Origin of the sequence: Streptomyces sp. NPDC087215 (assembly GCF_044744885.1) — a bacterium.
Lineage (GTDB): Bacteria > Actinomycetota > Actinomycetes > Streptomycetales > Streptomycetaceae > Streptomyces.
Genome location: NZ_JBIUZD010000003.1, coordinates 100,505 through 119,801, shown reverse-complemented (window position 1 = coordinate 119,801; position 19,297 = coordinate 100,505). Strand labels below are relative to the sequence as shown.

Genomic DNA, 19,297 nt, shown 5'->3' with positions numbered 1-19,297 from the left:
GTGGCAGGGGCAGCGAGATACCGTGGGAACCACCAGGGATGGTTCAGCGACGGAAAGGGGCACAGAATGTGCGTGGCGTGCACAGCAGCGAACGACCAGGAATGCGCAGCCGATGGGCATGTGTACGAGAACCCCGAGGGGGACCCGCTCGACTGGTGTACGTACTGCGGACTGTCAAAGGACTACGTCTAGACGTGCCCGAACTCCGTCCGCGTCTTCAACGCGTGGCACCCGTGGCACAACACCTGCACGTTGCTGCCGACGTCCTCACCGCCCATCGAGAGCGGGCGCACATGGTCGATGTCGACCACCGCCGCAGGGAAGTCACCTAGGCACCAGTCGCACCAGGCCGACCCCCGTTCGTCCACCAGTCGGCGAAGCCTCGCAGCAGCGTCCCGGCGGCCCGCACGTCGCCTCCCCCGTGTCCGCCGGGACCGGACAGCCGGACGCCCCTCGTAAGCCCCGTAGTGAGCCTCGCAGCGGCCCCTGCGGGTCGCCGGCTCCGTGCAGTCAATACAGCGCATGTGCGCCCCCCTGGTGAGTTCTGAGCACTGCCCCCTACGGGTCGGCAAGTGCAGTACGGGCGGTCCCTGTGGTCAGTAGCGTGGAAGCCATGACCAGTGATGAACGGCCCACCGTGAGCGGCGGAATGGACCCGCTCGGCGACATCGTGTTGACCCTGCGAGGCGACACCGCCGGTAGTGCCCCCGACTACGAACTGCCTCCCACGGTCCCGCTCGCCAAAGCGGCGGAAGTGCTCGGCATGGACCCCGAGGACGCGTTGGCCCAAGTGCGCGCGGGACTGTTCCCGGAACGGGTCATCGACATTGGCGAGGACAGTGGAACTGAGTTCAGCGTTCCCGTTGCGCCCCTGATTCGGCGCGTAGGACTCGGCCGAGTGCGGGAAGTCCTGCGCCCCGCCAAGTAGGTCCGTCTGTTGTTGCGTGCCCGCCCCCGGACTCGAACCGGGGAACTCTGCGGAGTGCTTCCGGGTCTCCCTCGCGGGGCCGGTACCGCGCACCTCTAGCCGTTGGGTCAGCGGGCGTGTGTGTGTGGTCGTCCTGGCGCTCATCGGCGGACCGAGGACGCCATGGGAACCGCCCTGCCCGTTCCCCCCCCGTGCACCGCCCCGTCAAGGGCGGTTCTGGTGGGCGGGTGCGGTCCCCGCGCTCTGCCTCACGACCACTGCGGCCACCCCGGTTGGGGTGCGTGCTGCACGGGCAAAGCCTTTATCCGAGACTCGGGCACTCGGGCCGCCGGTATCCCCCTCAGGGTGGGTGCGCGGTAGTCCCGGTCTCGGAAGGCGAGAAAGGCCCCGGCCGGTCGCCCCGTAGGCGAGCCCGGCCGTTTTCCCCCTCTACTCAGTAGTGGAGTACGGGCGTGTCCTGCTGACAGTGGCGGAGTGCCGAAAGTGACTGTCGGCCCCTCTTCTCTATATTTTTTCTAGGTGTTCCAAAAAGTAGGTAAGAACCGTCACTCTGACACCACTCTTCGCCCGCTGTTTGCTTCGCCGGCTCTGCCGAGGGCGGGCAGCAGGAAGCCCCAGGGGCCACGGTGGCGGGTCCGTCCTACAGGTGGCGTGTCCACCCCGGGGGAGACGGCCGCTCGCCGATGTCGTACACCCACGCAAGGACGTCTAGCACTTGGTTGGCGGATCGCTGGTCCCCTGCCCGCCGAAGAGCGACGAAGAGCCGACCGAGGGCCGTCCGGGTCTCCGGAGTGATCTCCCCCGCCGCGTACAGCCTGCTGACGGGTCCGCCGTCCCGATGGGGCCGCAGGATCGCGCGCACCTCGGCATCGGCCATGCGGTGGCTCATACGGGCACGCTAGGACCCTGTACGGCGTTGTCCCGGGATTGGGCAGCAGAAAGCCCCGGCGGGTCCCTGAGGGGCCTACCGGGGCGTGCGGGCGGGTGTACTGCATTCTCGGATCGGGTCCTAGACGCTCCGCCCTTCCCCGCACACGTCCTGTCGGTGCGGGGCATGGGTGAGGCTACCGGCTACGCGGCTTCCGCGTGGTCGTCGCCAGTGGCGGTCTCGGCATCCTCGGGCGTCGCCCAAACGATGGTGACGCGCTCTTCGCCCTTGAACCGGTATCCGCGCCCGGGGCTTTTCGTGACCGTCACGTGTTCGATGGCAAGGTGCAGTAGGTCCCGCTGTAGCTGCGGGTCCGCAGCCTGCCACGTGTCCGCCGCGTTGCCCTCGATGAGCCATGAAATGTCGACGCGTCCCCCACCAGTCAGTTCGGCAAGCCGTTCCTCGGCGGTGTCGATCTGCGTCTCCGCAGCGATCTTGTGGGGGATGCGGTAGCGGGCGGAGCGGCCCGTGTAGAAGCCGGATGCGTCGTCCGCGTGGAACTTGTCGAGTTGCGCGGTTGCGGCTTTCAGTTCGGCGCGTGCATCCCGGATTGCGTCGGTCTCCTCGGGGTGGGAAACCTGCTGCCACCGTTCGGCTACGGCGATCAACAGATCGTCGTCATCCTCGGCGCGGTGCAGCCTGTTCGACCACTCGTTCACAACGTGGCGTTCGAGGGGTTCGCGCATTGCGGAGGCGGGCGCAGCACAGTATCCGCCGTTGGTGTGTCTGTGGCAGTTGTAGGACTTCCCTCCGAGCACCATTGCTGCGCCGCATCCCCCGCACCGGACTTTCCCGCTGAGCGCATAGGTGACCTTTCCAGGTGCGGGGGTGTTGTCCATGATCTGATTCCCGCTGAGTACGCGGCGGGCGCGTGCGGCGAGGTTCGCAGGGATCATGTTGTCCACGGTGGCTTCCTCTACGCAGCGGACGCGCTTGCCCTCGGCGGTGAGGTAGTGAAGCGGGGTCCGATGCCCCTTTGGCGGAGTGACCGTGAGCCACCCCTCGTACACCGGGTGCACGACGATTTTCCACACGCTGTCAGCGCGCCAGTGTGCGCCTGTTGCGGTGCGGAGCCCTTCACTGTTCAGCGTTCGGGCGAGACCACGGGCGGACGCACCTTCGGCTATCGCTGTGACCACGCGGACGATCATTTCCCACGGGGTCACTTCGCGGCGCCCGTCCACAAGGCATATGTACGGTGCGTGGTCCGGCGACAGGCGACGCGTGGCGGGGTCGGCGGTCAGCCCGAACGGCGCGGAAGCCAGCCAGCGTCCCTCATTGCGCTGCCTGTTCTTCGTGGTCTTCACGTTGTAGCTGAGCCGCGTGGAGAACTCGCGGGCGTTCTCCGCGCGGTCGATGATCCAGCGGCGATCACGCTCGTCCGAGCTGTCAAGACGCTCGTAGTCGAAGATCACGCGAGCCCTACCGAGGATCGGCACCACGGCTTCCGCGCCCTTGCGGCTGAACCGGTCGAGCGCGTAGCACCACAGCGCGGGTACCTCACCCGCAAGGACGGCCGACATGGCCGCGTCGTAACTCGGCCGCTTCACGTCGGACCACGCCGACAGGTTTTCCTTCCATACCTTGCGGACGCAGTAGCCGTGCTCGTCGGCCCATGCGCGGCCCCGCTCTTCCTGCGCACGGATGCTGAGTGCCCGCTCGCCCTCGCGGACGACCTTGGACTTCCGGAGGAGTAGATCAGCCCACGGGCGACCGTGGCACTTGCACGTCTGCTGTGTCGCTTCCATGTTCTTTGTGGAGTACGGGTGTGTCGTGGCGGGACGGTTGGGAAGGGCCGTTGTCATGGGTCATACCCCTTGTGAACTGCGGGAACGGCCCGCTACCGGGGAGGTCTCAGGGTGTTGCGCCTGCCCTCGCCGTGATCATGCAGATCTTCGACGACTCCGAGCGGGTCAAGGCCATCGCGCTCTGGTCCACGGTCTCCTCGCTCGGGTTCGCGGGCGGGCCGCTGATCGGCGGAGTGATCCTCAACCACTTCTGGTGGGGAATGATCTTCCTGATCAACATCCCGATCGCGGTGCTGGCCCTGGTCGCCGTCCTCAGGCTCGTACCGGAGTCGAAGAACCCGCAGGGCGAGCGGCCCGACGTGCCCGGCGCGCTGCTCTCCACCCTCGGCATGACCGGTGTCGTCTACGCCATCATCACCGGCCCCGAGCACGGCTGGACCTCCGTCGAGGTGCTGGTCCCCGCCGTCGTCGGGCTCGGCTCCCTCACCGCCTTCGCGCTGTGGGAGCTGCGCACCCCGTACCCGATGCTCGACATGCACTTCTTCCGGAACCAGAAGTTCATCGGAGCCATCGGCGGCTCGCTCCTGGTGGTCTTCGGCATGGGCGGCTCGCTCTTCCTGCTCACCCAGCACCTCCAGTTCGTACTCGGCTACGAGCCCCTGGAGGCGGGCCTGCGGATGGCGCCGCTCGCGCTGACCATCGTCGGCCTCAACCTGACCGGCATCGGCCCGAGGATCGTCATGAAGCTGGGCACCCCGCCCACCGTCGTCCTCGGCATGACCCTGGTGGCCGGTGGTCTCGCCTCGATCGCCCTGCTCGGCGGCGGCACCGACGGCGGTTACGCGGGGATGCTGCTCGGCCTGGTCCTGATGGGCGGCGGCATCGCCGTCTCGTCCCCGGCCATGGCCAACGCGATCATGAGCTCGATCCCGCCGGAGAAGGCGGGTGTGGGCGCCGGGATCAACGGCACGCTGGCCGAGTTCGGCAACGGTCTCGGCGTCGCCGTCCTCGGCGCGGTCCTGAACGCCCGCTTCGCCGCCCTCGTCGCGGTCACCGCCGCCTCCCTCCCGGCCGCGCTGGCCGCCGCCGGGTCCGAGGCCGAGCGACGGCAGATCTCCGAGGCCTTCGCCTCCGGTCTCCAGACCAGCCAGCTGGTCGGCGCCGTCGCCGTCCTCGCGGGCGGCCTGGTCTCGGCGGCGCTGCTCCGGCGAGCGGAACGGAACGAGGCGAGGGCGGAGCGGTCGCCGGTCGCTGCATAGCATGGTGACCGAGCGCTGACAGATGGAGGAACGCGATGGTCAAGGCGGCGGACCGGGCCAGGAACCCGGCGCGTTCCAGTGTCTGGCTGGAGGAGCGGGCACCCCGCGCGGGCGGGGGTCCTGCCGGGCTCGACCGCGACCGGATCGTCGGCGCGGCGGTCCGGATGCTCGACGAGGACGGCCTGGCGAAGCTGTCGATGCGCAGGCTCGCGGCCGAGCTGGGCGTCACCGCGATGTCGCTCTACTGGTACGTGGACACCAAGGACGACATCATCGAGTTCGCGATCGACATGGTGTACGGGGAGATCGACCTGGCCGCGATCGACGCGGCCGGGGACTGGCGGGAACGCGTCCGGGTGCTCGCCCTGGACTACCGCCGGATGCTGGTCCGCCACCCGTGGATGTCGCCGTGCGCGGGCCAGTACCTGAACATCGGCCCCGCCGCGATCGCCGTCGGCTCCAAGATCCATGGATCGATCCGGGACACCGGGCTCCCGACCGCCCGTCAGCCGAGCGCGACCTCGGCGGTCTTCCAGTTCGTCTACGGCTACGGGACCATCGAGTCCCAGTTCGAGCGCCGGGCGACGGAGGCGGGGATGTCCCAGGACGACTTCTACGGGGAGTCGGTCAGGGCCTTCCGCGACGACCCGGCGTTCGTCGAGGCGCTGGCGCCGATGGCGGACATCCTCGACGAGCGCGCCTCGCACGGGAGCGTCACCGCCATCTGGGACCGCGACTTCGACTACGCCCTCGAGGTGCTGATCGCGGGCATCGAGGTCATGGTCGAACGGGGCCGTACGGAGGCCTCCGCCGAGGAGTGACGGGCGGAGCCGTACGGGAAGACTCCGGGGGCCCAGGGGGCCGGGACCTGACGAGGCCCCGGAGGAGCACGGAGCCGGGACCCCCTCAGGAAGTCCCGGAGAACGTGACGGAGCGGCGGGCCGTCCCCTGCCCGCCGCTCCGTACCCGACCCGGCCGCGCCTCCGCTCGAAGCGGGCCGGGAGCTTCTGTCAGGCCTCCTCGGCGGCCTTCACCGTGCTGTTGCTCTTCAGCGCGACCTCCTTGATGAACAGCGTCACCACGAAGGCCAGCAGCGCGAACGGCGCGGAGTAGAGGAAGACGTCCGCGACGCCGTGCCCGTACGCGCTCTCCATGACCGTGCGGACCGGGGGCGGCAGCTTGTCCATGTCGGGGATGCCGCCGCCGCCCTGGCCCATCGCACCGGCCGCCTTCGGACCCAGCTCGGCCAGGCCCTCCTTGACGTAGTCCGTGACCCGGTGGGCCATGACCGCGCCCAGCGCCGAGACACCGACCGCACCGCCGAGGGAGCGGAAGAAGGTGACGACGGAGGAGGCGACGCCGAGGTCGGCGGGGGCCACCTGGTTCTGGGTGCAGAGCACCAGGTTCTGCATCATCATGCCGATGCCCAGGCCGAGCACCGCCATGAAGAGCGCGATGTGCCAGTACGCCGTGTCGTAGCGGATCGTGCCGAGCAGGCCGAGACCGCCGGCCGCGAGGGCGCCACCGGTGACCAGCCACGCCTTCCACCGGCCGGTCCTGGTGATGACCAGACCGGAGACCGTGGACGAGACGAACAGGCCCGCGATCATCGGGATGGTGAGGACGCCGGACATCGTCGGCGACTCGTTCCGCGCCAGCTGGAAGTACTGGCTGAAGAAGACCGTGCCCGCGAACATCGCGACGCCCACGAAGAGCGAGGCCAGCGAGGCGAGGGTGATGGTGCGGTTGCGGAAGAGGCGGAGCGGGATGATCGGCTCGCTCGCCCGGGACTCGACGAACACGAAGACCGCGCCGAGCGCGACCGCGCCGAGCACCATGACGGCCGTCTGCCAGGACATCCAGTCGTACTTGTCACCGGCGAAGGTGACCCAGACGAGGAGCAGCGACACGGCGGCGCTGATGAAGAACGCACCCGCCCAGTCGACCTTGACCTGGCGCTTCACGACCGGCAGCTTCAGGGTCTTCTGCAGGACGAACAGGGCGATGAGCGCGAAGGGCACGCCGACGTAGAAGCACCAGCGCCAGCCGAGCCAGTCGGTGTCGGTGATCACGCCGCCGAGCAGCGGACCGCCGACGGTCGCCACGGCGAAGGTGGCGCCGAGGTAGCCGCTGTACCGGCCGCGTTCGCGCGGGGCGATCATCGCGGCCAGGATGATCTGGGAGAGGGCGGTCAGACCGCCGACGCCGATGCCCTGGACGACACGGCAGGCGATGAGCATCCCGGTGCTCTGCGAGAGACCCGCGACGACCGAGCCCGCGACGTAGATGAGCAGGGCTATCTGGACGAGCAGCTTCTTGGAGAAGAGGTCCGAGAGCTTGCCCCAGAGCGGGGTGGTCGCGGTCATCGCCAGGAGCGCCGCGGTGACGACCCAGGTGTAGGCGGACTGGCCACCACCCAGATCGGTGATGATCTGCGGAAGGGCGTTGGAGACGATCGTCGAGGACAGGATGGCGACGAACATGCCGAGCAGCAGCCCGGACAGCGCCTCCATGATCTGCTTGTGCGTCATCGGGGCGCCGCCGGTGACGGAGTCCCCTTCCTGGGCGCTCCCGCCGCGCACACCGGTGTCAGGTGTGGTGGTAGCCATCAACTTCCTTCGTTCTCAAGCGTGGTGGGCCCGGCAGTCTCCGAAGGCGTCGCGGAGGCGGGCGAGCAGGACGGTGAGCAGCTCGACGTCTTCGTCGGACCACTCCGCGAGGGTGTGGGCGAGCATGTCGGTCAGCCGTCGGTCGAGGGTGGCGAGCATCTCGTCGCCCGCGGGGGTCAGATGGAGGGTGCGGGAGCGCTTGTCGGCAGGGTCGGGCAGGCGCTCCACCCAGCCGCGGTCCACGGTGTGGGCCACGTGTCTGCTACTGACCGACATGTCGACGGCCATCAGTTCGGACACCCGGCCGATCCGCATGTCGCCGTGGTGGTGCAGCAGGGCGAGGACGATCGCGGATCCGCCGGGGCACTCGGCGGGCAGGGTCCGCGAGAGACCGCGCTTCACGGCACCGATGGCGCTCACCTGGCGGGCGAGGTTCTCGTACAGATTGCCTCTGTCCATCCGGCACCCCATCGATGTTGTTGCTTAGGGCAACGATAGAGATTGATGGTTGCTTCAGGCAAACTAAATCGGTCAAATGGCGCTAAAGAATGGGCAAAGGCGGGGTCCGGGCGTCTCGCGCACCCGTCGGACCGGGGTGGGCCGGGTGCTCCTCGCCCCCGTCCGGCCGGGGCGGGGGGACGGGGCTTGGGCCCGCCACCGGTCCTTCGCTAGGGTCCTGGCCATGGCACACAACCCCCAAGCACCGTACGGCCAGGGCCAGGGTCAGGGCCCCGAGGGCTCCTACGACCCCGCCGGCAACACCCAGATGTTCCGCGCCTTCGTCGACGAGGGCACCCCGCAGCGACAGCAGCCGCAGGTCGTGGCCGCCGCGTCGAGCGGCCCGAAGGTCGGTCTGATCGTGGGCGTGGTCGCGGTGATCGTCGTCCTGGCGGCCGTCGCCTGGCTGGCCCTGGGCTGACCCGCCCGTCCCCTCCGAACCCCGAGGTGGGCCGGTGCCGCGCGGAGCGGTCCGGCCCACCTTTCACGTCCGTCCCCCGGGCCCCGCGGAGTGCGTCCCCCATAAGGGGAGCGCTCCCCTTGTAGAAGGGGAGCGGCCGGGCCCGCCCCGGCGGCCGGGCCCCCCTCGCCCCGGGCTCGTCGCGGTGCCGTCGCTCACCGCCAGACGGCGGTGACCTCCCGGGTGTCGATCCGCATCCCGAGCGGCACCCGCCAGGCGTCCACGCACACGTCGTACGTCTCCGTCCGCGCGGTCCCGGCGGCGATCGGGGCGGGCAGCGGCCGGGTGGAGACGAGCGTGGCCCAGTCGGTCCCGAGGGCGCCGATGACATGGGTGGCGAAGGTGACCGTGCCCGAACGGGCCGCCGTGCCCCCGCCGTTCCGGAAGGTGACGGTCACCCGCTCGCACCAGCGCCGGTCCCCGTCGGCGAGGACGGGCGCGGAGACGGTCAGCAGGGCGGGCCCGGGGGCGGGCGTCGGTACCGTGGGCGCCCCGGTGCCCGGCGCGGGCCCCGGAGGCGGTGCGGAGGGGGTACGGGGAGGGGTGCCGGTCCCGTGGCCGGGCGCGGTGCCGGGGCCGCCGGGGGCGGACGTCGGGGAGGTGCCGGGGCCCGTGCCCGGCCGCGTCCCACCGCCGGGGCCCGTGGGGGCGCCCGTACCGGCTTCCGTACGCGTGCCGGGTCCCGCGCCCGGGTCGGTGGCCGCGCCCGGGGCCGAGCCCGTGCTCACTCCCGTACCCGAAGGGCTGCCCGGGGCTTGTGGGGACGGTGAGGGGGACGAGGTGCCGGAGCTGTCCTCGCTCGGCGCGGGGCCGTCCAGGGGGACCAGGGTGACCGCGCCGGACGGGGTGACCGCGCCTCGGAGGGAGGGGCCCGCGCCGACCGCCGCGTACCCCTCGCCGTCTCCGCCGCCGCAGGCGGTCAGCGCTCCGCCGAGGCAGAGCGCCACCGTCACGAGTACCGGCTTCCTTCGCCTCATGCGCGCCAGTGTGACTGACGTACCGTCAGGAAGGGGAGTCCTTCGTGGAACTTGGCCGGAAGGTCAGTCCGCGATGAGTCCGTCGCGCAGCTGGGCGAGCGTGCGGGTGAGCAGCCGGGAGACGTGCATCTGGGAGATGCCGACCTCCTCGCCGATCTGCGACTGGGTCATGTTCGCGAAGAAGCGGAGCATGATGATCTGCCGTTCCCTGGGCGGGAGTTTGGCCAGCAGCGGCTTGAGGGACTCGCGGTACTCGACGCCTTCGAGGGCGGTGTCCTCGTAGCCCAGGCGGTCGGCGAGCGAACCCTCGCCGCCGTCGTCCTCGGGCGAGGGGGAGTCGAGCGAGGAGGCGGTGTACGCGTTGCCCACGGCGAGACCGTCGACGACGTCCTCCTCCGACACCCCCAGCACGGCGGCGAGTTCGGGCACGGTGGGGGAGCGGTCGAGCTTCTGCGCCAGCTCGTCGCTGGCCTTGGTGAGGGCCAGGCGCAGCTCCTGGAGGCGGCGCGGGACGCGCACCGACCACGAGGTGTCGCGGAAGAAGCGCTTGATCTCCCCGACGACGGTCGGCATCGCGAACGTCGGGAACTCCACGCCCCGTTCGCAGTCGAAGCGGTCGATCGCCTTGATCAGGCCGATGGTGCCGACCTGGACGATGTCCTCCATCGGCTCGTTGCGGGAGCGGAAGCGGGCCGCCGCGTACCGCACGAGCGGCAGGTTCAGCTCGATCAGGGTGTCGCGGACGTAGGTCCGCTCGGGGCTGTCCTTGGCGATTCCCGCGATGTCGAGGGCGTGCAGCCGCAGGAACAGGGAGCGCGAGAGGGTGCGGGTGTCGAGGGCGCCCGACGGCACGACCATCGGCGGCGGCGAGGTCTCCGCGCCGCCGGTCGCGACGGGTGCCGTCGGCTGCGCGGGCACGGTAACGGGCGTGAGCGTGAGCACCTTCGAGCTGCCCAGTTCTGTGGACATGCCACCCCCTTGAGGTCGCGGACGGTCGCGGTGGCCGCGACCATCTGAGGAACGCAGCTTCCACCTGAATACCGGCGGCGGAGCTGCGGCAAACTCGGTTCCAGCAGAATGTCACATGTCGGCAACGCGCTGTAGTGACTTGTCGACAAGGAGAGGGCGTATATCCGCAGGAAACAAGGGGTGTGCGGCTTTTGGGACGCGGGGGAACTGCTCCGAACCGGTCTACCCGTTCCGGTTACGCCTCGATCCTGTTTGCGGATCTCAATCGGGCGAAGCTCCGGGCGAGGAGCCTTGACACGTGCATCTGGGAGACCCCGAGCTCCTGGCTGATCTGGGACTGGGTCAGGTTGCTGTAGTAGCGCAGCATCAGGATGCGCTGCTCCCGCTCGGGCAGCTGGACGAGCAGGTGCCGGACGAGGTCGCGGTGCTCCACCCCGGCGAGCGCGGGGTCCTCGTAGCCGAGCCGGTCGAGCAGTCCGGGCAGCCCGTCGCCCTCCTGTGCGGCTTCCAGGGAGGTGGCGTGGTACGAGCGGCCCGCCTCGATGCAGGCGAGCACCTCGTCCTCGCCGATCCGCAGCCGCTCGGCGATCTCGGCGGTCGTGGGGGAGCGGCCGTGGGCGGTGGTCAGGTCCTCGGTGGCGCCGTTCACCTGGACCCACAGCTCGTGCAGACGGCGCGGCACGTGCACGGTGCGGACGTTGTCGCGGAAGTACCGCTTGATCTCCCCGACGACGGTCGGCATGGCGAAGGTAGGGAACTGTACGCCCCGGTCCGGGTCGAAGCGGTCGATGGCGTTGATCAGGCCGATGGTGCCGACCTGGACGACGTCCTCCATCGGCTCGTTCCGGGAACGGAAGCGGGCCGCCGCGTACCGCACCAGCGGCAGGTTGGCCTCGATGAGGGCGCCGCGCACCCGGTGGTGCTCGGTGCTGCCCGGTTCGAGGTCCTTGAGCTGTCCGAAGAGGACCTGGGTGAGGGCGCGGGTGTCGGCGCCACGGGTGCTCTGGGGGCGGGGGCGGGGGGTCTCCACGCCGCCCGCCTCGTGCTGGGGCGGGACTTGAGGCGCTGTACTGGCCGGCACGTTCACGCCACCCCTCTGGCTGGTCTTGCGGGTCTACTGCTCGATTACGGTCGATTCATCCGTCAAAAGCGGTCATAGCATCACAAGACATGTCCACTGTGTGCAAGCACCGCATCACTACGTGTTGAGGGCATAGTGGCGGAAAAGGTAGAGGTCACGCACGGAAAAGGCCCCCCGCGCGCGGGCGGGGGGCCCGGTCGGCGTCAGGGGACGCCCATGACCTGGGAGGGTGTTCGGAGAGCCGCCGGGGCGTCGCCTTCCGGACCCGCTCTAGAACGCGTAGTCGGCGATCACCCAGGTGGAGAACTCGCGCCACTGGGCGACGCCCGCCTGGTGCGCGGGGTGGTCCAGGTAGCGCTGGAGCGCCTCCGGGTCCTCGACGGCCGAGTTGATCGCGAAGTCGTAGGCGATCGGCCGGTCCGAGATGTTCCAGTCGCACTCCCAGAAGCGCACCTCGGGGATCTGGCCGCCGAGCGCGCGGAACGCCTCGACCCCGGCCGCGACGCGCGGCTCGTCGCGCGAGACGCCCTCGTTCAGCTTGAACAGGACCAGATGGCGGATCACGGAGAGCTCCTAGTTGATGAGTTCGGTCATGAACTCGCCGACACCCTGGGCGGCGCTGGAAATGCCCTCGAACCCTACCTGTACGAGATCGGCGGCCCTCGACGGGGACGTGACGATCGTGTACAGCACGAAGACCACCACCGCGTACAACGCGACCTTCTTCACCTGCGCCATGGCCGGCCCTCCCCTGGTTCCCGCCTGCGTCCCGCCGTGCGACCGCGCCACTCTAACCGAGGCCTTATGGACCAAGGGCCCGGAGATCGGGGTCTTTCGCCGTCCCCCGGAAGGGGCGGGGGCGAGCAGGATGGATCTCGAGCCCGGCGGATCTGGCAGGAATCTCCGGGCTCCTGGAACCGGCCCTCACTGCGGGGTCCGCGCCGCGAGCTTCCCCCCTGACTGCGGCGCAGGACTTGCAGGACCGGTTCTCATCGGGGGGAGCGGCTTGTCCCCCCGATGCCGCTCCCCCCGTCCTAGCTCTTCCGGATCCCCGAGATACCCGGACGGGTCCCCCGAGGACCGGACACCGTGAGACCCCCGGACGTCCCGGAACCCCCGGACCCCCGGACTCCCAGAACGAGGCCCCGACCGTGCTTCCCTGAGCGCACGGCCGGGGCCTCCTCCATGTCCGGGTCCGGGGCGGGTCCGCGATGGCTGTCGAGGGCCGGCCCTCGAAGGGCGTCACCCGTCGTAGAGGGCGGGCAGATCGACCAGGAGGACGTCGTCGCGCCGAGCGGCGGGTCCGGCCAGGTCGGGATGGAGCCGTGCGGGGAGTACAGGGCCAGCGTGGTGCCGCCGGTGTCGTACCCCTGTTCCGCGAGGAGGCCCCGGATGGGTTCCAGGCGCTGGAGGTCGCCGGTTCCCCGGCGGGCGGCGGTCGCCTTGGCCTCGCCCAGGAGCGCGATCTTCGCCCGGGGCGCCTGAGGCCGCTCACCGGCGGCCAGGGCGATGACATCGACCTCGTGCCTCGTCCGGGCGGCCTGGTCGGCGACCTCGGTCGTACCGACCGGACCGGGCAGCCCACCGGGCAGCAGGGTGTGGGCGTAGCGGCGGGTGAAGTCGCGGGCCAGGTCCTCGAAACGCGGGCCGAGGATCTTGGAATTGAAGATCGGAGCGGCCTGCTGCCCCACCTGTTCGCCGAAGCCCTGCTCCACGGCGGCCGCCTGCGGCAGGGTGATCAGCTGATTGAAGCGGATGACCGGGTCGGCGAGGGTGATGATCGGATGCCGAGCGCGGTGAGCGTGTCGTAGTACAGCGTGTGCTGGGTGATCCTCGGATCCTCGCGCAGCAGGTATTCGGTCTCGGTGTGCGAGTGCACCGCCCGGCCCGGTTCGAGGAGCGTCATGGCGAGCCACGTGTCGAACCCGTCGTCGGGGTGTGGACGGGCGGCCACCGGCCGGTAGCCGGGTGCCCCACCGAGGACCGCGTGCACCTTCAGCGCGGTCAGCGGGTCCTCGATCTGCCAGAAGGCCCGGCTGCCCCGGTAGTCGAAGGGGCCGAGGCGCAGGTCGACGACCGCCCGGCCGCGCAGCGGTTTCGTCCCCGAGAGCAGTTCGTGCATGACGCCCATCGCAGATCCGCACAGGATCAGGCGCGGGCCCGGTCCGGCTCCGTGCCGGGCGCCGCGCTGACGCTCGTCGTAGAGCTGCTGAAGCGGTCCCGGGATCTCGGGTGAGTGCTGGAGCAGGTACGGCAGCTCGTCGATCACCAGCAGTGGATGCGGCGAACGTGCCGTCACGTCAAGTGCGTCGGACAGCACATCACGCCAGTCGCGGGCTAGGACCCTTCAGTTCATCGACCTGGACGGATCGCGTCCGACTCCACTTCGACGTGATCCGTCGTACTGGGTACGGCCGGTACCCGGCGGTTCGAGGGCGGAGGGAGAGGCATGGCCGCGGTGGTGTACACCCCACGCAAAACACCCCCCTGATCGCGTTTCCGCAGATCAGGGGGGTGTTAGAAGCGGTAGCGGAGGGATTTGAACCCTCGGTGACTTGCGCCACACTCGCTTTCGAGGCGAGCTCCTTCGGCCGCTCGGACACGCTACCGAGAGAGAGCTTAGCGGAACTTCCGGCTGCGATGAAATCCGTATCGCGGTGACGGCCGGGGCGGGGTCAGCGGTCCCGGAAGAAGGCCGTCAGCTGCTCCGCGCACTCCTCGCCGAGCACCCCGTGGACCACCTCGGGGCGGTGGTTGAGCCGCCGGTCGCGGAGCAGGTCCCAGAGCGAGCCCGCCGCGCCCGCCTTCTCGTCGACGGCGCCGAACACCACCCGCTCGATCCGGGACTGGACCAGCGCCCCCGCGCACATCACGCACGGTTCCAGGGTCACCACCAGCGTGCAGCCGGTCAGCCGCCACGCGCCGGTCGCCGTGGCCGCCCGGCGCAGGGCGAGCACCTCGGCGTGCGCCGTGGGGTCGCCCGTGGCCTCCCGCTCGTTGTGGGCACGGGCGAGGACCGCGCCGTCGGGGCCGAGCACGACCGCGCCGACCGGTACGTCACCGGCCGGCACCGCCGCGTCGGCCTCGGCGAGGGCGAGCCGCATGGGCGCCCGCCAGGGGTCCCGTACGGGATCGCCCGAAGGGGCCTCCGGGTCGTCGCCCGGGAGCCCGGGGCCGTTCGTCGTGTCGGGAAGGGGTCGCGCACGTGCCACTAGCGGACGGCCTCCAGGACCTCTGCGGCCCCCAGCGCGTCCGCGATCTCCGCGAGGGCGTCGCTGTCGAGGGCCAGCAGATCGGCCGCCGACACTCCGAGGTCCGCGAGGATCAGCCGGTCGCCGACCGGGGCGGCCGGCACGATCTCGGCGGGTCCGGCCGGACCGTCGTCGTCGGACTCGGTGAGCGGTTCGCCGTCCTCCGTGCCGTCCAGGTCCAGCGCTTCCAGTTCGTCGTCGATGTCGTCCAGTTCGTCGCCCAGGATCTCCCGGGTGAGGATCTCCCCGTACGAGGAACGGGCGGCGGCGGCGCCGTCCGAGACGTAGACGCGAGGGTCTTCCTCACCCTCGATCCGTACGATCCCGAACCACGCGTCCTCCTGCTCGATGAAGACGATCACCGTGTCGTCGTCCGAGGCCTCACGGGCCAGCTCGGTCAGATCCGACAGGGTCTCCACGTCGTCGAGCTCCGTGTCGCTCGCTTCCCACCCGTCTTCGGTGCGCGCGAGCAGTGCGGCGAAGTACACCTGACTCTCTCCCACTGATCAGAGGTGTGACGATCCGGCGGAGCGCTCCTGATGCCCCGCCCAATCGGCATCGTGACAGAAACGACGGCGACAGGAGAGGTCTTCGGCTCTTGCGTCGTGCATCAGTCTGAACGACCCCGCGATCGGACGGGCGCGCGACCCCGGCGCACACGGGGGGCGCACGGCCGGGCCCAGCCGGTTCGCCGCGTTCGCGCCGCTCCGGCTCCCTCACCAGCGGAAGGTCCGCATCCGCATCGCCTGACGCATCCGGGCGGCCCGTGCGCGTCTGGGCTGTACGCGCTCGCGCAGCGCCTTCGCCTCGTGGAGCTCACGCAGGAACTGGGCGCGGCGCCTGCGGCGTTCCGCGTCCGTCTCCGGTCCCGGTGTCCGGGCCGCCCCCTCGGCGGCGCCGTCGGCCGGTTCTTCCAGGTCGGGCATCGGTCACTCCACCCCATCGCTGGGTCCCCGTGCTCCCACCTTCCCCCAGTGGCGTGGGTCGACGCCAGTGCGCGGCGGGCTACTGTTGAGTCATGCGTCTCCACGTCGTCGATCACCCGCTGGTCGCCCACAAGCTCACCACGCTGCGCGACAAGCGCACCGACTCCGCGACCTTCCGTCGGCTCTCCGACGAGCTGGTCACCCTGCTCGCCTACGAGGCCACCAGGGACGTGCGGACCGAGCAGGTCGACATCGAGACCCCCGTCACGGCCACGACCGGTGTGAAGCTGTCGTACCCGCGCCCGCTCGTCGTCCCGATCCTGCGCGCCGGGCTCGGGATGCTCGACGGCATGGTCCGGCTGCTCCCGACCGCCGAGGTCGGCTTCCTGGGCATGATCCGCAACGAGGAGACGCTGGAGGCGTCCACCTACGCCACGCGGATGCCGGAGGACCTCTCGGGCCGCCAGGTGTACGTCCTGGACCCGATGCTGGCGACCGGCGGCACGCTGGTCGCGGCGATCCAGGAGCTGATCAGGCGCGGCGCCGACGACGTGACCGCCGTGGTGCTGCTGGCCGCCCCGGAGGGCGTCGCGGTCATGGAGCGGGACCTCGCGGGCACCCCGGTGACCGTGGTGACGGCCTCGGTCGACGAGCGTCTCAACGAGCAGGGCTACATCGTCCCGGGCCTGGGCGACGCGGGCGACCGCATGTACGGCTCGGCCGAGTAGGGATCCCACCGGGGCGGGAATCCCACCGCGGGGGATCGCACCGCGCGGGGATCGCCTCAGTCAGGAGCTTCACCGGCGGGGACTTCGCCGGGTGGCGTACGGGAAGAGGGCGGGCCGGTCTCCGGCCCGCCCTCTTCGTGTCGGCGTCGGCTCAGCGCCTCCGGAGGGCGCTCAGCACTTCCCGGCCGGGGCCGGTGCGGGCTTCGTGAGCGCGGTCAGGGCCGCGTCCGCCGTGGCCTTCGGGTCCAGGCTCTTGAAGGTCGTCCCGATGATCAGGTCGATGTCGGCCGTGCCCCGGGTGTCCGTCTTGGTGGTGGCGCCCCTGAGCTGGGTGCCGAGCACCGGGAAGGCGCCCTTGGTGGCACCGGGGGCGCCGAGCAGCAGCCCGGCGCCGGGGACCTTCTTGTCGTAGGCGGCGGGGGCGTTCCCCACCTTGCCGATGGTGAAGCCGCGCTTCTTGAGCTCGTCGGCGGTCGTCTTGGCGAGTCCGCCGCGCGGGGTCGCGTTGTAGACGTTGACCGTGATCTGGGCGGGTTTCGGGAGGGCGGCGGCGGGCGCGCCGGTCGCCGCGGGGGCGGGTTTGCAGTCGGTCTGCTTCCCGGCCGTCGTCTGCTTGCCCCCGTCGCCCGAGAAGACGTCGACGAGCTGGAGCGTGCCCCAGCCTGCCGCGCCGAGCACGACCACGGCGGCCGAGGCCGCGAGGACGATCCTGCGACGGCGCCGCGGGCGGCGCATTCGGGGGTAGGTGTCCCCTGTGATGCGGTACTTTCCGCCCATTCCTGGGGGAGTGAGCATGCTCATGAGCGCAGCGTAATGCCGGCCGTCGGCGATGCCTACTTGATGATCATGTGATCGCGTCCGGATGGGGGCGAACCGGCCCCGAAAGGGTCAGTCGCGGAGCGGTCGGCCGGACGCGGTGTCAGTCCATCTCCAGGACGCGGGCGTGCAGCACCTGACGCTGCTGGAGCGCCGCGCGGACGGCGCGGTGCAGTCCGTCCTCCAGGTAGAGATCGCCCCGCCACTTCACGACGTGCGCGAAGAGGTCGCCGTAGAAGGTGGAGTCCTCCGCGAGCAGCGTCTCGAGGTCCAGCTGGCCCTTGGTGGTGACCAGCTGATCGAGACGGACCGGGCGCGGGGCGACGTCCGCCCACTGCCGGGTGCTTTCCCGGCCGTGGTCGGGATACGGCTTTCCGTTTCCGATGCGCTTGAAGATCACACGGAAAGCCTACCGGGCGAGCGGCTACCGGCGCAGCCATGCGCGGGCAGTGCGATGCTGGTGCGAACTATGACAAACCGGAATCGGGGTGCCGTGATGAGCGGGAGCGAGCAGCCGTCGGAGGCCCTTGCGGGGCCCGCCGCCGGGATCGCCGAGGGGTACGCCTTCGAGGGCGCGGCACTCGAACTGGGGGCGCTGCTCTGGGACGGCGTCTGTCACCCGGACGCGCCGGTCCGCATCCCGCTGGCCGTCCTCAACCGGCACGGACTGGTCGCCGGGGCGACCGGCACCGGCAAGACGAAGACGCTCCAGCTGATCGCCGAGCAGCTGTCGGCGAACGGCGTGCCGGTCTTCCTCGCCGACGTCAAGGGGGACGTCTCGGGGATCTCGGCGCCCGGCGCCGACGGCGGGAAGGTCCGGGAGCGGGCCGCGCAGGTCGGCCAGGAGTGGCGGGCGACGGGCTTCCCCAGCGAGTTCTACGGTCTGGGCGGCACCGGCCCCGGCATCCCGGTGCGGGCCACGGTGACCGGTTTCGGCCCGGTCCTGCTCTCCAAGGTGCTCCAGCTCAACCAGACGCAGGAGCAGTCCCTCGGCCTGATCTTCCACTACGCGGACTCCAAGGGCCTGGAGCTGGACGACCTGAAGGACCTCCGGGCGGTCGTGGCGTTCCTGGTGTCGGACGCGGGCAAGCCCGAGCTGAAGGGGATCGGCGGTCTGTCGACGGCGACGGCGGGGGTGATCCTGCGGGCGCTCACCGCCTTCGAACAGGGCGGCGCGGGGGCGTTCTTCGGGCAGCCGGAGTTCGACACGGCGGAGTTCCTGCGGACGGCGCCGGACGGGCGCGGGATCGTGTCGGTCCTGGAGCTTCCGTCGGTGGGGGACCGGCCGCAGCTCTTCTCGACCTTCCTGATGTGGATGCTGGCGGACCTCTACAACGGCCTTCCGGAGGTCGGCGACCTGGACAAGCCGAAGCTGGTGTTCTTCTTCGACGAGGCGCACCTGTTGTTCAAGGGGGCGTCGAAGGCGTTCCTGGAGTCGATCACGCAGACGGTCCGGCTGATCCGCTCGAAGGGCGTCGGGGTGTTCTTCGTGACGCAGACGCCGAAGGACGTGCCCGCCGATGTGCTGGGGCAGTTGGGCAACCGGGTGCAGCACGCGCTGCGCGCCTTCACCCCGGACGACGCGAAGGCACTGAAGGCGACCGTGCGGACCTTCCCGAACTCGCCGTACGACCTGGAGGAGGTGCTGACCGGTCTCGGTACGGGCGAGGCGGTGGTCACCGTACTGAGCGAGCGGGGGGCGCCGACGCCGGTGGCGGCGACCCGGCTGCGGGCCCCGGAGTCGCTGATGGGTCCGGTGGACCCGGCGGTGCTCGCGGCGGCGGTGCGGGACTCGCCGCTGTCCGGGCGGTACGCGCAGGCGGTGGACCGGGAGTCGGCGTACGAGAAGCTGGCCGCGCGGGAGGCGGGTGCGGCGGCGGGGACGGGTGCGGCGGCGGAGGGCCCGGTGGTCCCGCCGGAGCGGCCCGCCGGGCCCGTACGGACGGGAGCGAGGGCCCCCAAGGAGGAGCCCTCGCTCGTCGAACAGGTCGTCGGCAGCGGGATGTTCAAGTCCCTCACGCGGTCGATCGGCACCCAGCTGGGCCGGGAGATCAGCCGTTCGCTCTTCGGGACCGCCCGCCGACGGCGCTGATCACGCCGTCCGGCCCGGTGGCGCGGT

20 protein-coding genes, 1 tRNA gene and 2 pseudogenes are annotated in these 19,297 nt (G+C 70.6%); 6 read left to right on the top strand and 17 right to left on the bottom strand.

All coding sequences use genetic code 11. The annotated features are described in order from the left end of the window. Window positions 1–188: 188 nt before the first annotated feature. Window positions 189–524, bottom strand: coding sequence for an HNH endonuclease (locus ACIO92_RS09975; protein ID WP_402280277.1), 336 nt, complete (start codon window positions 522–524; stop codon window positions 189–191). 89 nt (window positions 525–613) lie between these two features. On the opposite strand from ACIO92_RS09975, the gene ACIO92_RS09970 reads away from it, so the two are divergent. Further along, complete coding sequence (locus tag ACIO92_RS09970; protein ID WP_402280279.1) at window positions 614–928, top strand: hypothetical protein; 315 nt, start codon at window positions 614–616, stop codon at window positions 926–928. A 640-nt stretch (window positions 929–1,568) separates the two neighbouring features. Here ACIO92_RS09970 and ACIO92_RS09965 read toward each other — a convergent pair. Both ACIO92_RS09965 and ACIO92_RS09960 read right to left on the bottom strand, forming a co-directional pair. Beyond that, entirely contained in the window at window positions 1,569–1,817 is a 249-nt protein-coding gene (locus ACIO92_RS09965; protein WP_402280281.1) for a hypothetical protein, read from the bottom strand. A gap of 182 nt (window positions 1,818–1,999) precedes the next feature. Beyond that, complete coding sequence (locus ACIO92_RS09960; protein WP_402280283.1) at window positions 2,000–3,661, bottom strand: recombinase family protein; 1,662 nt, start codon at window positions 3,659–3,661, stop codon at window positions 2,000–2,002. A gap of 68 nt (window positions 3,662–3,729) precedes the next feature. Between ACIO92_RS09960 and ACIO92_RS09955 the strand changes: the two are divergent. Together ACIO92_RS09955 and ACIO92_RS09950 are read left to right on the top strand one after the other, a co-directional pair. After that, window positions 3,730–4,863: pseudogene (locus ACIO92_RS09955) on the top strand (MFS transporter); the annotation flags it as partial. A 35-nt stretch (window positions 4,864–4,898) separates the two neighbouring features. Next, entirely contained in the window at window positions 4,899–5,684 is a 786-nt protein-coding gene (locus ACIO92_RS09950) for a TetR/AcrR family transcriptional regulator (protein WP_366445381.1), read from the top strand. A 189-nt stretch (window positions 5,685–5,873) separates the two neighbouring features. Here ACIO92_RS09950 and ACIO92_RS09945 read toward each other — a convergent pair whose 3' ends face one another. Both ACIO92_RS09945 and ACIO92_RS09940 read right to left on the bottom strand, forming a co-directional pair. Then, window positions 5,874–7,472 carry an MDR family MFS transporter gene (locus ACIO92_RS09945; protein ID WP_366445382.1) on the bottom strand — a complete coding sequence of 533 codons (1,599 nt, stop codon included), beginning with the start codon at window positions 7,470–7,472 and terminating at the stop codon, window positions 5,874–5,876. Between the two features lie 15 nt (window positions 7,473–7,487). Then, a complete protein-coding gene (locus ACIO92_RS09940; protein ID WP_366445383.1) occupies window positions 7,488–7,931 on the bottom strand; it encodes a MarR family winged helix-turn-helix transcriptional regulator in 444 nt (147 codons plus the stop codon). Between the two features lie 223 nt (window positions 7,932–8,154). Between ACIO92_RS09940 and ACIO92_RS09935 the strand changes: the two genes are divergently transcribed. Continuing rightward, window positions 8,155–8,391 (top strand): hypothetical protein, encoded by a 237-nt coding sequence (locus ACIO92_RS09935; RefSeq protein ID WP_366445384.1) that lies wholly within the window; start codon window positions 8,155–8,157, stop codon window positions 8,389–8,391. Between the two features lie 194 nt (window positions 8,392–8,585). Here the strand turns inward: ACIO92_RS09935 and ACIO92_RS09930 are convergent, their stop codons facing one another. The 10 genes and pseudogenes from ACIO92_RS09930 to ACIO92_RS09885 form a co-directional block, all read right to left on the bottom strand. After that, window positions 8,586–9,407 carry a hypothetical protein gene (locus tag ACIO92_RS09930; protein WP_401235379.1) on the bottom strand — a complete coding sequence of 274 codons (822 nt, stop codon included), beginning with the start codon at window positions 9,405–9,407 and terminating at the stop codon, window positions 8,586–8,588. A gap of 63 nt (window positions 9,408–9,470) precedes the next feature. Continuing rightward, window positions 9,471–10,376 (bottom strand): RNA polymerase sigma factor SigF, encoded by a 906-nt coding sequence (locus ACIO92_RS09925; protein ID WP_366445386.1) that lies wholly within the window; start codon window positions 10,374–10,376, stop codon window positions 9,471–9,473. A 235-nt stretch (window positions 10,377–10,611) separates the two neighbouring features. Continuing rightward, complete coding sequence (locus tag ACIO92_RS09920) at window positions 10,612–11,457, bottom strand: RNA polymerase sigma factor SigF (RefSeq protein WP_366445387.1); 846 nt, start codon at window positions 11,455–11,457, stop codon at window positions 10,612–10,614. Window positions 11,458–11,727: 270 nt separating this feature from the next. Next, entirely contained in the window at window positions 11,728–12,021 is a 294-nt protein-coding gene (locus tag ACIO92_RS09915) for a Dabb family protein (protein WP_366445388.1), read from the bottom strand. 9 nt (window positions 12,022–12,030) lie between these two features. After that, entirely contained in the window at window positions 12,031–12,195 is a 165-nt protein-coding gene (locus tag ACIO92_RS09910) for a hypothetical protein (protein WP_366445390.1), read from the bottom strand. Between the two features lie 504 nt (window positions 12,196–12,699). Then, window positions 12,700–13,789, bottom strand: a pseudogene (locus tag ACIO92_RS09905) (ATP-binding protein); the annotation flags it as partial. A 192-nt stretch (window positions 13,790–13,981) separates the two neighbouring features. Then, window positions 13,982–14,066, bottom strand: a tRNA-Ser gene (locus ACIO92_RS09900). A 66-nt stretch (window positions 14,067–14,132) separates the two neighbouring features. After that, window positions 14,133–14,561, bottom strand: coding sequence for a tRNA adenosine(34) deaminase TadA (gene tadA / locus ACIO92_RS09895; protein WP_402280380.1), 429 nt, complete (start codon window positions 14,559–14,561; stop codon window positions 14,133–14,135). A 107-nt stretch (window positions 14,562–14,668) separates the two neighbouring features. Next, window positions 14,669–15,196, bottom strand: coding sequence for a hypothetical protein (locus ACIO92_RS09890; protein WP_366445415.1), 528 nt, complete (start codon window positions 15,194–15,196; stop codon window positions 14,669–14,671). A 228-nt stretch (window positions 15,197–15,424) separates the two neighbouring features. Beyond that, a complete protein-coding gene (locus ACIO92_RS09885; RefSeq protein ID WP_351789713.1) occupies window positions 15,425–15,634 on the bottom strand; it encodes a hypothetical protein in 210 nt (69 codons plus the stop codon). Between the two features lie 92 nt (window positions 15,635–15,726). Here ACIO92_RS09885 and upp point away from each other — a divergent pair, with 92 nt between their 5' ends. Further along, window positions 15,727–16,362 (top strand): uracil phosphoribosyltransferase, encoded by a 636-nt coding sequence (upp, locus tag ACIO92_RS09880; protein ID WP_351789715.1) that lies wholly within the window; start codon window positions 15,727–15,729, stop codon window positions 16,360–16,362. Window positions 16,363–16,533: 171 nt separating this feature from the next. On the opposite strand, the gene ACIO92_RS09875 is transcribed toward upp, so the two are convergent. Both ACIO92_RS09875 and ACIO92_RS09870 read right to left on the bottom strand, forming a co-directional pair. Next, on the bottom strand, window positions 16,534–17,163 hold the full coding sequence (locus tag ACIO92_RS09875; protein WP_402280288.1) for a LytR C-terminal domain-containing protein: 630 nt from the start codon (window positions 17,161–17,163) through the stop codon (window positions 16,534–16,536). 118 nt (window positions 17,164–17,281) lie between these two features. Beyond that, window positions 17,282–17,578, bottom strand: a complete 297-nt coding sequence (locus tag ACIO92_RS09870; RefSeq protein ID WP_017240525.1) for a type II toxin-antitoxin system VapB family antitoxin — start codon at window positions 17,576–17,578, stop codon at window positions 17,282–17,284. 96 nt (window positions 17,579–17,674) lie between these two features. On the opposite strand from ACIO92_RS09870, the gene ACIO92_RS09865 reads away from it, so the two are divergent. Then, a complete protein-coding gene (locus ACIO92_RS09865) occupies window positions 17,675–19,270 on the top strand; it encodes a helicase HerA-like domain-containing protein (protein ID WP_366445393.1) in 1,596 nt (531 codons plus the stop codon). Window positions 19,271–19,297: the final 27 nt, after the last annotated feature.